Genomic DNA, 14,997 nt, shown 5'->3' on the forward strand with positions numbered 1-14,997 from the left:
CTTAAAATGTATCTTTTTACTGCCATTGGTTTTTACTTTTGTGCAAAAAAACCATAATAATTCAACAGTTGACTATAAGTTCGTACTTCATGAAATCCAACTTTAGTCAGAAGCTCTTGCATCTGGCTGGCAGATATCAAATAAAAATCTTGTTGCAGGCGCTCAATCATTTTTTCACTCTGTACCACCGTCAAACCATTGCTCTGACATAAGGTTTGTAGAACCTTGAGTTCAGTGTCATCACTAGAGTTCATCAGATCATAGCTCAGTAAAATAGCTTGTGTTTTAAGACAGCGTAAAATGTCGGCAAAGAAGAATGACTTTGCTTCAAGTGGAATAAAATGCGCCACCAATATGGCTAAAGCGGCATCAAACTGTGCACTTTCCTGTAATGCCGTCGTATCACCATGAACAAAGTGAACCCGCGTTAAATCACTATGGGTCTCGCTCAATAACTGCTGCGCTTTTTCAATCATGGTCAAAGACGGGTCGACAGCGGTAAAACGCCACGTCGGATGCTGCGCCAACAAATATGAAAGCTCATAACCTGTACCACATCCCACAATCAATACGTGCGCATATTCTGGTAAATGTGTTTTTAAAATGGCTTGAATTTGCAGATGAACCAACTCATATCCTGGAATGAGCTTACGAATATGTTGATCATAACCATCTACTACAGTTTGACTCTGAAAGTCTTTCGCCATTTTATTGTTCACTCATCTACTTTTAATCGTCGCCCTAAATCTACACGTTCATGACCGCATGTTCTAGCATTTAAGCCACAGCCATAGCATCGACTGTTAACTCAGCAAGTTGCGGTTTGGCTTTTTCTGCATGTAGCCCCAGTTTGTGAAAGAGTTGTTGATCCTTGCCTTGTGCTGTATTTGGCGTAGTCAGCAATTTTTCACCAGAAAACAGTGAGTTTGCACCGGCCATAAAAGCCAAAGCTTGGTCGGTATCGGACAACGATTCACGTCCTGCGGACAGACGAATATAGCTTTTCGGCATAATGATGCGCGCTACTGCAATAGTGCGAATCCACTCGGTCACATCTAACTTTTCAACTTCTGCCAAAGGCGTACCTTGCATTGGAACCAACATGTTGATCGGCACAGATTCGGGATGTATCGGTAAGGTCGCCAATTCAAACAGCAATCCAATTCGATCTTTGGTCTCTTCACCTAGGCCAACAATACCGCCACTACACACTTTTAAACCTGCCTCTCGAACATGACTTAAGGTATCTAGACGGTCGTCAAAACTACGGGTACTAATCACATTTGGATAGTACTCACGCGAAGTGTCTAAGTTATGGTTGTAATAATCGAGTCCTGCACCTTTTAAACGTTCGGCTTGTGAAGCATTTAACATACCTAAAGTCATACAAGTTTCTAAACCCAATGCTTTCACTTCACGCACCATATCCAAGACATAAGGCATATCGCGCTCATGCGGATTTCGCCATGCCGCGCCCATACAAAACCGTGTAGAACCAGAGGCCTTCGCCTGCTGTGCTTCACTAATGACCTTTTCAACCGCAATTCTTTTTTCAGCTTCGAGCTTTGAGTCATAACGCGCAGACTGTGAACAGTATTTGCAGTCTTCAGGGCATTTGCCTGTTTTGATCGATAGTAAAGTACTGACTTGAATCGCATTCGCTTCAAAGTACTGACGATGAATTTTCTGTGCTTGAAAGACTAAATCTAAAAAAGGCTGTTGGTAGAGTGCTTGTATTTCAGCGCGAGTCCAATCATTTCTCAGGTGCATATGCTATTCCTTTTGCTTTTCACTTCGGACTTTCCTTTGGCTTCAACCCAGCAAAAGAAAGTCCGTCTTCAACCTTATGCGATTTCTTTCAAATCCAGTTCATTACGCATAAATTCCTGCAATTTAAACTTCTGCGCTTTGCCCGAAGCCGTCATTGGGAACTCATTAAAAAACCGTACATAACGCGGAACTTTATTGTGTGAAATGTGTTCCGCACAGTACTGACGGATCGACTCTTCAGTAATTTCATGATGCTCATGTAAAATAATACATGCGCACAACTCTTCACCATAACGTGCATCTGGCAGACCAATGACTTGGACATCGCTGACATCAGGATGGGTATATAAAAAGTCTTCGATTTCTTTCGGGAATAAGTTTTCCCCGCCACGAATGACGACATCCTTAATCCGGCCTTTAATTTTCACAAAACCAGCTTCATCCATTTCTGCGATGTCACCTGTATGCATCCAGCGTGCCGAATCAATCACTTCTTGTGATTTTTCATGGTCTTCCCAATACCCCAACATCACCGAATAGCCGCGAACACACAGTTCACCCAACTGACCACGTGGTACGACTTTGCCTTGTTCATCTACAATTTTAATTTCAAGATGTGGATGGACGCGCCCCACGGTTCCGACCCGTTGTTCAACTGAATCCGAGGTTGAACTTTGTGCACTGACAGGTGCCGTTTCAGTCATACCATAGCAAATGGTAATTTCGGACATATGCATCCGATCAATAACACGTTGCATAATTTCACGTGGACAAGGACTGCCCGCCATAATGCCTGTACGTAAACTGGAAAGATCAAAATCATCGAACTGTTCATGCTCTAAAATAGCAATGAACATGGTCGGTACACCGTATGCAGCCGTACATTTTTCTTGCTGAATGGCTTTTAAAGTTTCTAAAGGATTAAACACCGCCGATGGATAGACCATGGTTGAACCATGCGTAATGCAGGCCAAATTACCCATCACCATACCGAAACAGTGAAAGAGTGGTACAGAAATACAAACACGATCAGCAGGACTTAAGTGAATGGCTTCACCAACAAAATAACCATTATTGAGAATATTATTATGCGTCAGCATTGTGCCTTTCGGGTTACCTGTGGTGCCCGAAGTAAACTGGATATTGATGGTTTCATCAAACTGCGATTCGCTTGCAACGAGCTCTAATTGATTGAGCTGTCTCTTGCTGGGGGGAGTAAGCAAATCGCTAAAACGATGTAAACCCGTATGTTCTTCTTCATCAATTTTAATAATATATTTCAAATGCGGCAGTCTTTCTGCCTTTAATACTTTATTTTCAGCACCTTTAATTTCAGGTGCAATTTTCATTAGAATATCTTGATAATTCGTGCTTTTAAATTGCGATGCAATGACCAAGCCCTTACAAGAGACTTTATTCAACACATATTCGAGCTCATTACTTTTATAGGCAGGGTTCAAGTTGACTAAAATGATGCCCGCTTTAAAAGCAGCAAACTGGGTAATCGTCCATTCCACACAGTTCGGTGACCAAATCGCAAGTCGATCGCCTTTTTTCAAGCCCAGTTTTAGTAAACTACAGGCAAACGCATTGACCTGAGCTTGTAATTCCTTATACGTGAGTCTGACATTTTGATGCAGACTGACAACAGCATCTTGTTCCGCATACTGCTGACACGCCTGATCAAATTTCTCACCAATCGTCATTCCTAATAGAGGCTGACTGCTCGTTCCATAGGCATAACTTAACCGTTCTTGTGTCATCGAATCGATCTCCTTGATTCATTGTAATCTTGTTATTCAACTTTAATTGTTCTATGACTACTTCCCTTCAAACACCAAGCCTTTGTGTTCACACCTGCTACTATTTTTCCTCCTGAACCTGAACTGCATTGACACAAAATTCGGCAATTTGTTTCACAAAGTAGTCTTTATAGTTTTGATCAAACATCACATTTCGAGACGGATTTAAAGGCTCAATCACCACAAAAGTCATGGCACCGACCACACAAAGTGCTGCGGTATTTAAATCTTCAAATCCAAACTCACCGTTAATTTTCCCTGCGGCCAGTATTTCTTTGATGCTCTGTTTAATCAGCTGTTTACTGCGAAAACGTTCATGTTCTAACTCAGCATCGACTGGTTCAAACATGAGTGAATACGCAAGTTGGGGGCTATTCATGGCACGTTTCACAAACGTGGTTACCGCCTTGTCCAATTTCTGTTTTGACGTAAGCTCACTTTCAGCAATGTGATTTAAAATTTTCACCTCATGCTGAATGGCCTCAGACAAAACCTCAATTAACACTTGGCTTTTGTTATCGAAGTATCGATACACCAAACCACTAGATACACCCGCGCGTTCAGCTATTGCTTGAATTTGCGCGTCTTTAATCCCCCCTTGAGCAATAAGTTCACGAGCGGATTGCAAAATCGCTTCACGATTTTGTTCCATTCGTTCTTGCATCAATGATGATCTTTTATAACTCATAATTCTATTCTCAACCAGATAAAATGAATTGTAAATCAATTTGTGAATTTTAGTTCACTTTTTTGAAAATTCGATGTATTGTAAAAATCAAGCACAACAAAAATGCTTTATCAGGAACAATAAATACACTCATAGGACGAATGAAGAAATGACCCTACAAAGCTTAAATTTCGGTTTAGATGAAACACTCATTGCGCTGCGTGATTCCGTTGCGGCTTTTTGTGCCAAGGAAATTACTCCTATTGCTCAACAAGTCGATCAGAACAACGAATTTCCGGCTCAGTTGTGGAAAAAATTTGGCGATATGGGCTTACTCGGTCTAACCGTCAGTGAAGAATATGGTGGTACAGGCCTAGGTTATTTAGCGCATATCATTGCCATGCAAGAAATCTCACGTGCTTCCGCTTCGATTGGTCTTTCTTATGGTGCACATTCTAACCTATGTGTGAATCAAATTAACCGTAATGGCAGCGAGGAACAAAAGCAGCGCTATTTACCGAAGCTGATTTCAGGTGAATATGTCGGTGCACTTGCCATGTCTGAACCAAACGCAGGCTCAGACGTAGTCAGCATGAAACTCAAAGCTGAAGATTGTGGCGATCACTTCCTGTTAAATGGTTCAAAAATGTGGATCACCAATGGCGGTGATGCTGATGTACTTGTGGTGTATGCCAAAACTGATCTGCATGCAGGTGCTAAAGGCATGACGGCTTTCCTTGTAGAAAAAGACATGGAAGGTTTTAGCCACGGCACACATTTAGACAAGTTAGGTATGCGCGGTTCGAACACTTACCCTCTGTTCTTTGACAACGTGAAAGTGCCAAAAGAAAACGTAATGGGCGGTGTTGGAAACGGCACGAAAGTACTCATGAGTGGTTTGGACTATGAGCGTGCGGTTTTAAGCGCAGGTCCTTTAGGCATTATGGATGCCTGCATGGACACCGTGATTCCCTATATCCATGACCGTAAACAATTCGGCCAAGCACTCGGTGAGTTCCAGTTGATGCAAGGCAAAATTGCCGATATGTATTCGACTTGGTTGGCATGTAAAGCGTTGGTTTATGCCGTGGGTGCTGAGTGCGACAAGGCTGACCATAGCCGTAGCCTACGTAAAGATGCAGCCAGTGCAATTTTATATGCTGCTGAAAAAGCCACATGGATGGCAGGTGAAACCATTCAGACCTTAGGTGGAAATGGTTATATCAATGAATTTTCTGCAGGCCGTCTATGGCGCGATGCAAAACTCTATGAAATTGGCGCGGGAACTTCTGAAATTCGCCGTATGTTGATTGGCCGTGAACTGTTTAATGAAACAGCTTAACCCTCCACAACAATAAAAATGACAAGGATGTTCGTGATGAATCAATTACATAGCAAGATCAATATTCGAAGTGAAGACTTCAAAACCAACCAAACCGCAATGCAAAGCTTAGTCCATGACTTAAAACAAAAAGCAGAACAAATTGCTTTAGGCGGCGGTGAAGCGGCGCGACAAAAACATTTGGCACGCGGAAAACTGTTAGCACGTGATCGTATTGATCAGTTAATTGATGCAGGCACGGCATTCCTTGAAATTGGTCAGTTGGCGGCACAAAACGTCTATGCAGACGATGTGCCTGCGGCTGGTGTCGTTGCTGGTGTAGGTCAGGTCAATGGTGTGACCTGCATGATCGTCGCCAACGATGCTACGGTTAAAGGTGGCACGTACTACCCACTGACTGTTAAAAAACACTTACGTGCTCAAGAAATTGCGGAGCAAAACCATCTGCCCTGTATTTATTTGGTGGACTCAGGTGGTGCCTATTTACCGATGCAGGACGAAGTTTTCCCTGACCGTGATCACTTTGGCCGTATTTTCTATAATCAAGCACGCATGTCGAGCATGGGAATTGCCCAAATTGCGGTGGTGATGGGTAGCTGTACAGCTGGTGGTGCATATGTACCTGCCATGTCTGATGAAACCATTATTGTGCGTAATCAAGGGACGATTTTCTTGGGTGGCCCACCACTGGTGAAAGCGGCAACAGGTGAAGTGGTCAGCAGTGAAGACTTAGGCGGTGGTGATGTGCATACTCGCTTGTCTGGTGTAGCGGATCATTTGGCTGAGAACGACGAACATGCCATTGCCATTGCTCGTAACATCGTAGCGAACCTGAATAAAACACCACATACGCGTGTAACAGAGATTGAAGAACCGTTATTTGATGCAACTGAACTGTATGGTGTTGTGCCAAGTGATGCACGAAAGCCATTCGATATTCGTGAAGTGATTGCGCGCATTGTCGATGGTTCACGTTTTGATGAATTCAAAGCCCGCTTTGGCACCACCTTAGTCACAGGTTTTGCCAAAATCTACGGCATGCCCGTTGGCATTATTGCCAACAACGGTATTTTATTTTCAGAGTCTGCACAAAAAGGGGCTCACTTTATTGAACTCTGTACGCAGCGCAATATTCCCCTACTGTTCCTCCAAAACATCACTGGCTTTATGGTCGGTCGCCAATACGAAAATGAAGGCATTGCCAAAAATGGCGCTAAACTGGTCATGGCTGTTGCAACTGCGAACGTACCGAAGCTTACCCTTGTGATTGGTGGTTCATTTGGTGCAGGCAACTACGGTATGTGTGGTCGTGCCTATTCTCCACGCTTCATGTGGACATGGCCCAACTCGCGTATTTCGGTCATGGGTGGTGAACAAGCGGCAAGTGTATTGTCGACCTTAAAGCGTGATCAAATTGAAAAACGTGGCGAGTCTTGGTCTGCGGCAGAAGAAGATGATTTTAAACAACCCTTCCGTGACCAATTTGAACGTCAAGGCCATCCATATTATGCATCGGCGCGTTTGTGGGATGACGGTGTGATTGACCCTGCACAAAGCCGTCAGGTGCTCGGTTTAAGTTTAGCCGCAGCCTTAAATGCACCCATTCAACCGACCAAATTTGGCGTGTTCCGCATGTAGGAGATGAGCGATGAGCTTTCAATATTTACAACTCGAACAACGCGACCAAGTGGCAACGGTATGGATTAATCGTGCAGAAATGCATAATGCCTTCAATACTCAAGTGATTGAAGAACTGCACCGCTGCTTTAGCGAGCTCAACACGCGTGATGATGTCCGTGTCGTGATTTTAGCAGGACGTGGCAAAAGTTTCTCAGCGGGTGCTGACCTGAACTGGATGAAAGAAGCAGGACAAGCCTCACAGGCTGAAAATGAAGCCGATGCATTGAAACTAGCGAAAATGCTACAAAGTTTAGCGACTTTAAAACAGCCGACCATCGCCCGTGTGCAAGGCATTGCTTTTGGTGGTGGCATGGGACTGGCTTCTGCCTGTGATATTTGTGTCGCAAGTAGTGATGCTAAGTTTGCGACCTCTGAAGTGCGCTTAGGTTTAGCCCCTTCAACTATTAGCCCTTATGTGATTCGTGCGATTGGTGCACGTCAAGCTTCACGCTACTTTTTAACCGCAGAACGTATTTCTGCGGAACAAGCCCTGCACATTGGTCTGGCGCATGTAGTGGCCGATGCTGAACAGTTAGATGAAAAAGTCGCAGAAATAGTCGATGCCTTACTTTTGGGTGGGCCAGAAGCACAAACTGCTTCAAAACAACTCATCCAAATAGTCGACCAGCAAGTGTTAACCGAAGCATTATTGTTGCAAACCGCACAACATATTGCCCATGTACGCCAAGGATCAGAGGCGAAAAATGGCTTAAATGCTTTTTTAAATAAACACAGTCCAGTCTGGATCAAGACGACGGCATAACAACAAGAAAGGATATCGATATGTTTAATAAAATCTTAATTGCAAACCGTGGTGAAATTGCTTGTCGTGTGATCCGAACTGCAAAAAAAATGGGCATTGCCACCGTTGCAGTCTATTCAGATGCTGACGCTCAAGCACAGCACGTGCAACAAGCCGACGAAGCCATTTATATCGGCGAATCCCCTGCTGCACAAAGCTATCTACAAATTGAACGTATTATCCAAGCTGCCTTAGATACAGGCGCAGAAGCAATTCATCCAGGTTATGGCTTTCTATCTGAAAATGACCAATTTGCCAATGCCTGCCAAAAAAACAACATTGTCTTTATTGGTCCACCTGTAGATGCCATTTTAGCCATGGGCCTAAAAGCCACCTCTAAATCTTTAATGGAAAAAGCAGGCGTACCACTGACACCGGGCTACCATGGCACTAACCAAGATCCTGACTTTTTAAAACAACAAGCCGATGCCATTGGCTACCCTGTACTGATTAAAGCCAGTGCTGGCGGTGGTGGTAAAGGCATGCGCTTGGTTGATCGCGGCGAAGACTTTTTAAGCCATTTGGCTTCATGTAAAAGTGAGGCACGTTCAAGCTTTGGCAATGACGATGTACTGGTTGAACGCTATGTAGTACAACCGCGCCATATTGAAGTACAAGTTTTTGGTGATACACATGGTAACTATGTGCACCTATTTGAACGCGATTGTTCGGTACAACGTCGCCATCAAAAAGTACTAGAAGAAGCACCTGCACCCCAAATGGCAGAGCCAAAACTCGAAGCCATGCGCCAAGCCGCTATTGATGCAGCACGTGCAGTAGATTATGTCGGTGCAGGGACAGTTGAATTTATTGTGGAGCAAGACGGCACAGCGTATTTCATGGAAATGAATACCCGCCTGCAAGTTGAGCACCCTGTAACAGAAATGATTACAGGGCAGGATTTGGTGGAATGGCAACTACGTGTAGCTTTTGGTGAACCGCTGCCTAAACAACAACACGAGCTCAGTATTCATGGTCATGCATTAGAAGCGCGTGTCTATGCTGAAGAACCTGAAAAAGGTTTCTTACCTGCGATTGGGAAAATCCACTACCTGCACTACCCTCAGCAAAATGAACATGTCCGCGTAGATAGTGGCATTGTTGAAGGGGATGAAATTACGACTTTTTACGATCCAATGATTGCCAAATTAATTGTTTGGGCAAAGAATCGTGAAGCAGCACTCACCCAAATGCACCATGCTCTCAGTCAATTTCATGTCGATGGCTTGGGCAATAACATTGCATTCTTAGACCGTTTGGTCCGTTCAGAGTCTTTTAAAACCGCCAATCTAGACACCAACTTAATTCAACGTGAAGAAGCATTTTTACTGCAACACAATGAAACAGCCTCTTCAGAGCTCATCATCACGGCGGCATTGATTGAACTTTTGTCCCGCTTTGCCAGCAATAAAACAGCTGCAAATCCTGTATGGCAAGCCGAGTCTCTATGGCGTTTAAATATTAATGCCAGCTATGCCATTAAACTGGCACTGAACGATGAAGAACATAAAGTCTATTTCAGCCCAACGGCAAAAGGCTTTACAGCAAAGTACAATGGACATAGCGTTTTCATTCAAGGTGAATTGTTAGAGGCACATTTAGCTAAAATTGAATATGCAACAAGCAAAAAGACCTATGCTTATAGTTCAAATGCACAGGGCCTAACCCTATATGCAGATGGTCAAAGCTATAAATTTGCACATATTAAGCCTAACTTTAATACTGAAGATGATGCTTCTGATGCCAACAACTTAAAAGCACCAATGCCAGGTGTGATCACGCAAGTCTTGGTACAAAACAACAGCGCAGTGAAAAAAGATGATGTATTACTCACGCTGGAAGCGATGAAAATTGAATATTCAATTCGTGCTCCACATGACGGCATTGTCTCTACGGCTTACTTCCAAGTCGGTGATCAGGTCAAAGCAGGCGATGAATTGGTTGAGTTTTCAAGCTTGGAAGGTGCCGCATGAGTAAATTTGTCAGAATTGTTGAAGTCGGGCCTCGAGATGGTTTGCAAAATGAAAAGACACCGCTCACCGTGGATGACCGTCGTAAACTGATTTTAGATTTAATGCAGACAGGACTCAGCGCCATTGAAGTGGGCTCTTGTGTCTCTGCAAAGTGGGTTCCTCAAATGGCACAGAGTGACGAACTCTTTGTCAGCTTACCCAAAGATCCGAATATCAGTTTTAGTTTACTGACTCCGAACTTAAAAGGGTTTGAGTCTGCTTTGGCCGTCGGCTGTCAGGAGGTTGCCGTTTTTACCGCAGCCTCCGAAAGCTTTACCCAAAAAAACATCAATTGCTCCATTGACGAAAGCTTTGAAAAATTTGCAGACATCATGACTGCGGCGAAAGCCCATAACATCAAAGTGCGTGGTTATGTGTCTTGTATTGTCGACTGTCCCTATGAAGGCGCAATTGCACCGAGCAAAGTTGCACAAGTCAGCCAACGTTTGCTGGACATGGGCTGCTATGAAGTGTCCTTAGGTGAAACGATTGGTACGGCAACACCAGACCGCGTGAAAAAAGTCTGGCAGGCATGTTTAGCTGAAATGGATGCCGCGCGTTTAGCAGGACATTTTCATAATACCTATGGCATGGCGATTGCCAATATTTACCAGTCTTTAGAGCAAGGCATTCGTGTATTTGATTCTTCCATTGCAGGCTTAGGCGGCTGCCCTTATGCCAAAGGTGCATCGGGCAATGTCTCCACAGAAGACCTTTACTACCTACTCTCCAACATGGGTTATGACACAGGGATTGATCTTGATGCACTGATGGTTGCCAGCCAAAACATCAGCCAAGTACTGCAACGCACCAATCCATCTAACTATGCCAATGCCTACTGGCAAAAGCGCTGTGCCTAAGCCATTCAATTGATAACGAGAACACTATGGTCAATAAAGTTTATTCAAGTGCAAAGGATGCACTACAAGATGTGGTTCAAGATGGTCAAACCTTAGCGGTTGGTGGCTTTGGTTTATGCGGTATTCCAGAAAGTCTGATTGCAGCCTTAAAACAAACGGGCGTGAAAAACCTCACCTGTATTTCAAACAATGCAGGAGTTGATGGTTTCGGCTTAGGGCTCTTATTAGAAAGCAAACAAATCAAAAAAATGATTGCCTCTTATGTAGGTGAAAACAAGGAATTTGAACGTCAGTTCTTAAGTGGTGAGCTTGAAGTGGAACTTACCCCTCAAGGCACACTGGCAGAAAAACTTCGTGCTGGGGGTGCGGGTATTCCCGCCTTCTTTACCGCAACAGGTGTCGGCACACTCATTGCCGAAGGCAAAGAAGAGCGTGTATTTAATGGCAAACCTTATATTCTAGAAAACTCGCTCACCGCTGACATTGCACTCGTGAAGGCATACAAGGCCGATACTGCAGGTAACTTAATTTTCCGTAAAACCGCACAAAACTTTAACCCTGTATGTGCGATGGCTGGAAAAGTCTGCATTGTCGAAGTTGAGGAAATTGTTGAAATTGGCGCTTTAGACCCAGACCAGATTCACCTGCCGGGTATTTATGTCAATCGCATTGTACTGAATGTAAACCCTGAAAAACGTATCGAACAACTCACATTAAAAGAGGAGGCTTAACCCATGGCTTGGTCTCGTAATGAAATGGCACAACGTGCAGCGCTCGAGCTGGAAGATGGTTTTTATGTCAATTTAGGCATCGGCTTACCCACACTGGTGGCCAACTATATTCCTGAAAACGTCAACGTCTGGTTGCAGTCTGAAAATGGATTATTGGGTATTGGCGAGTTTCCAACAGCCGAAACAGTGGATGCCGATTTAATCAATGCTGGAAAACAAACTGTTACTGCACGTCAGGGCGCCGCATTTTTCTCTAGTGCAGATTCTTTTGCCATGATCCGTGGAGGTCATGTCAATATTGCTATTTTAGGGGCAATGGAGGTCTCACAAAATGGCGATTTGGCGAACTGGATGATTCCGGGTAAAAAAGTCAAAGGCATGGGCGGCGCAATGGATTTGGTGGCTGGAGTGCAAAAAGTGGTGGTGCTTATGGAACACTCTGCAAAAGATGGTACGCCGAAAATTGTCGAGCAGTGTAGTCTGCCCCTGACAGGTAAAAATGTCGTACATCGAGTGATTACTGATCTCGGTGTCATGGACATTACGCAGGAGGGTGTGAAATTGGTTGAACTGGCGAAAGATGTCAGTTTTGAAGACATTCAAAAAGTGACAGGTGTTGCTCTGATCCGTTAATTCAACATCATTTATACAATAGAAAAAATAATCCAATGCCTTTAAAGCAGCGATCCTGTTTTAAAGGCATTTCTATCAGCACGGATAGGCTGAATCAAAAATTCATACCTCATAGATAAAAATGGAATCAATGCATGGAAAACTCTCAAAATATTTTGCAACGTTTTGCACTACGTGTCAGTGATTGGTCGGAGAAATGGTTTCCAGACTCTTATATTTTTGCCCTATTGGGTGTCGTGATCGTCGCGATTGCTTCGATCAGCATTGGCGCACCTGCCAAAGATGTCGCAGTGTCCTTTGGTGATGGTTTTTGGAGTCTGATCCCTTTTACCTTACAAATGTGTATGCTGATTGTGGTTGGTTACGTGGTTTCTGTTTCAAAGCCTGTAGAACTGCTGATTCAAAAAATGGCCCGAATTCCCCATAGTGGACGTGGGGCAATTGTACTTGTTGCCACGGTCAGTTTATTAATTTCGCTGATTAACTGGGCCATGAGTACAGTACTGACCGCCCTGCTGGTGATTGCTTTAGCTAAACGCAAAGAACTGAATATGGACTATCGTGCTGCCGCTGCCGCCGCGATTATTGGTATGGGAGCGACGTGGGCCTTAGGTATTAGTTCTTCTGCGGCACAACTGCAAGCCAACAAAGCCAGCCTGCCCGAATCGATTTACAATCTAACGGGCGTGATTCCCTTCACCGAAACCATTTTCTTGCCTCAGTCGATGATCATGACTGCTGTATTGATTATTGCCTCGATTGCTATTGCATTTTGGTCTGCACCCAAAGGCCAAGACATTAAAACCATTGATCAATTCCCCATCCAGTTTGAGGAAGAAGCTAAACAGATACCAACCACAAAACGTCCAGGAGACTGGTTAGAGAACTCGCCTTTATTGAGTATCTTGATTGTGCTCTTGGGTCTGGTTTGGATGTTCAATGAGTTCAGCAAAAGTAATCCAATCTTGGCCATTTCAAGCCTAAATACCTACAACTTTATTTTCCTGATGCTGGGTATTGCACTGCATGGTACGCCGCGAAATTTCCTCAATGCCGTCACCAAAGCCGTGCCAGCGGTCTCGGGTGTTCTGATTCAGTTTCCGCTGTATGGCAGTATCGCCTTTATGATGACACAAGCGTTAAACAGTCATGATTTATCACTATCACATTATATTGCCGAGTTTTTTGTTTCAATTGCCTCCAAAGAGACCTTTGCCATTGTGATGGGCTTATATTCTGCCATTTTAGGCTTTTTCATTCCTTCTGGCGGCGGTAAATGGATTATTGAAGCACCCTATGTCATGCAAGCTGCACATGATTTAAAAGTGCATTTAGGCTGGTCGGTGCAAATCTATAATGCTGCGGAGGCCTTACCGAATTTAATCAACCCATTTTTTATGCTGCCAATGCTTGGCATTCTCAAATTAAAAGCCAAAGATGTGATCGGCTTTACCGTCACTCAATTGGTTTTCCACCTGCCTTTGGTGCTGTTCCTACTTTGGATTTTAGGCCGTAGCCTGACCTATATGCCGCCTACCTTCTAAACGAGGGACAAAAACACAATCTAAATAAAAAAGGACGAATCATATTCGTCCTTTTCTCATTCTATAAATATTCAATAAAGCGTATTTTTTACCTAGCCCAATTAATTAAACACATTATTTAAATACACAATGCGCTCATTGGTTTTTTGGTTAAAGCACTTGGTATATTGCAATTGTTGATCTTGCGCACGTAAAGCATCATCCCAATATTGCGACTGCTTTTGGTAGGTTTCTTTTTCACTATCCGTCATTTGGTAGACACTTTTTTGAGAAATCACTTTACAGTCTACATCACGTTTTTCAAACCAATCCGTTTGGTCTTGTTGTAGCTGCTGTTTTTGTTCCTCGGTCAAGTTATCCCAAGTTTGGTTCAGACGTTCCACCACTTTGACTTGGTCAGTATCCAGTTCCTTCTTACGAATATTCATGGCTTTCTGTGCCAGTTCCATCTGCGCAACTTCTTGCTCATTATATTGTTTGATGTTTTCTTGCTGCTCTAAATTGGCTTTTTCATAGGCCGCAAACTGCACCGCATGCTGAGTCACCAAAACCACACCATCAATCACGCCATTTTGATTGGGTACATTGAGGCTAATGCCCTCTTTATCCGTTTTAATGATGTTATAGCTAAATGCACCTTGTAGCTGGTCATTGTCTAAGTTGAGGGAATATTCACCCTCTTCTAAGACATCACGTAAAGTACTTTGATAACCGTCCTCACACTCTTCGCATGGACGCGCTAAAAACGCATTTTCAGCACGTTTTTGTAAACCTTTCGGGAAAATCACCACCAACTGGCTTTCACAGTCCAATTGCTTCGCAGTTTCGGGCTTTTCTGTGGTTGTTGAAATCCCTTTAATTTCAAAGCGAATACCGTTATTAATCTGCGTTAATAATTTTTCATCGGCCTCATATTCACGGCTATCACGCAGACGGCGGTCTAGGGCTTTTAAGTATTCAGCTTTTAAATGCGCTTGAATTTGTTCGACATTGGCAGGAGCCGTACAACTCCAATCTGACATTTCTTGCGGTTCAGCAACCGTTTCTGTTTTATTCTCGGTTCGGTTACAAGCACTTAAAAATAAACTGCTCAAGATTAGACTGGCAAAAATTGTTTTCTTCATCATTGTTATAAAACCATAAGGCTGTTGTTT

Annotated in this window: 13 protein-coding genes; 8 read left to right on the plus strand and 5 right to left on the minus strand. The window is 43.6% G+C overall.

Features of this window, described 5'->3' with window-relative positions:
- Positions 1–32: 32 nt before the first annotated feature.
- From RR876_RS06460 to RR876_RS06475, 4 genes are all read right to left on the minus strand, one after another.
- Complete coding sequence (locus RR876_RS06460) at positions 33–707, minus strand: class I SAM-dependent methyltransferase (protein ID WP_332481867.1); 675 nt, start codon at positions 705–707, stop codon at positions 33–35.
- Positions 708–777: 70 nt separating this feature from the next.
- On the minus strand, positions 778–1,770 hold the full coding sequence (gene bioB, locus RR876_RS06465) for a biotin synthase BioB (RefSeq protein ID WP_332476885.1): 993 nt from the start codon (positions 1,768–1,770) through the stop codon (positions 778–780).
- A gap of 74 nt (positions 1,771–1,844) precedes the next feature.
- Positions 1,845–3,533 carry an AMP-binding protein gene (locus tag RR876_RS06470; protein WP_005400597.1) on the minus strand — a complete coding sequence of 563 codons (1,689 nt, stop codon included), beginning with the start codon at positions 3,531–3,533 and terminating at the stop codon, positions 1,845–1,847.
- A 100-nt stretch (positions 3,534–3,633) separates the two neighbouring features.
- On the minus strand, positions 3,634–4,260 hold the full coding sequence (locus RR876_RS06475; RefSeq protein ID WP_029575068.1) for a TetR/AcrR family transcriptional regulator: 627 nt from the start codon (positions 4,258–4,260) through the stop codon (positions 3,634–3,636).
- 148 nt (positions 4,261–4,408) lie between these two features.
- Here RR876_RS06475 and RR876_RS06480 point away from each other — a divergent pair, with 148 nt between their 5' ends.
- From RR876_RS06480 to RR876_RS06515, 8 genes are all read left to right on the plus strand, one after another.
- Positions 4,409–5,581 (plus strand): isovaleryl-CoA dehydrogenase, encoded by a 1,173-nt coding sequence (locus RR876_RS06480; protein WP_234304752.1) that lies wholly within the window; start codon positions 4,409–4,411, stop codon positions 5,579–5,581.
- 36 nt (positions 5,582–5,617) lie between these two features.
- On the plus strand, positions 5,618–7,219 hold the full coding sequence (locus RR876_RS06485) for a carboxyl transferase domain-containing protein (protein WP_332476886.1): 1,602 nt from the start codon (positions 5,618–5,620) through the stop codon (positions 7,217–7,219).
- A 10-nt stretch (positions 7,220–7,229) separates the two neighbouring features.
- A complete protein-coding gene (locus tag RR876_RS06490) occupies positions 7,230–8,024 on the plus strand; it encodes an enoyl-CoA hydratase/isomerase family protein (RefSeq protein WP_332476887.1) in 795 nt (264 codons plus the stop codon).
- Positions 8,025–8,044: 20 nt separating this feature from the next.
- Positions 8,045–10,036: an acetyl/propionyl/methylcrotonyl-CoA carboxylase subunit alpha gene (locus RR876_RS06495; protein ID WP_332476888.1), complete on the plus strand. Its 1,992-nt coding sequence runs from the start codon at positions 8,045–8,047 to the stop codon at positions 10,034–10,036.
- Complete coding sequence (locus RR876_RS06500) at positions 10,033–10,935, plus strand: hydroxymethylglutaryl-CoA lyase (protein WP_332476889.1); 903 nt, start codon at positions 10,033–10,035, stop codon at positions 10,933–10,935. Before RR876_RS06495 ends, RR876_RS06500 begins: the two co-directional genes overlap by 4 nt.
- A 26-nt stretch (positions 10,936–10,961) precedes the next feature.
- Entirely contained in the window at positions 10,962–11,666 is a 705-nt protein-coding gene (locus RR876_RS06505) for a CoA transferase subunit A (protein WP_332476890.1), read from the plus strand.
- A 3-nt stretch (positions 11,667–11,669) separates the two neighbouring features.
- On the plus strand, positions 11,670–12,299 hold the full coding sequence (locus RR876_RS06510; RefSeq protein ID WP_078426227.1) for a CoA transferase subunit B: 630 nt from the start codon (positions 11,670–11,672) through the stop codon (positions 12,297–12,299).
- 134 nt (positions 12,300–12,433) lie between these two features.
- On the plus strand, positions 12,434–13,843 hold the full coding sequence (locus tag RR876_RS06515) for a TIGR00366 family protein (RefSeq protein WP_332476891.1): 1,410 nt from the start codon (positions 12,434–12,436) through the stop codon (positions 13,841–13,843).
- Between the two features lie 101 nt (positions 13,844–13,944).
- Here RR876_RS06515 and RR876_RS06520 read toward each other — a convergent pair whose 3' ends face one another.
- Positions 13,945–14,970 carry a DUF1311 domain-containing protein gene (locus RR876_RS06520; protein WP_332476892.1) on the minus strand — a complete coding sequence of 342 codons (1,026 nt, stop codon included), beginning with the start codon at positions 14,968–14,970 and terminating at the stop codon, positions 13,945–13,947.
- Positions 14,971–14,997: the final 27 nt, after the last annotated feature.

The sequence above is a fragment of the Acinetobacter sp. genome (assembly GCF_036666595.1).
GTDB lineage: Bacteria > Pseudomonadota > Gammaproteobacteria > Pseudomonadales > Moraxellaceae > Acinetobacter.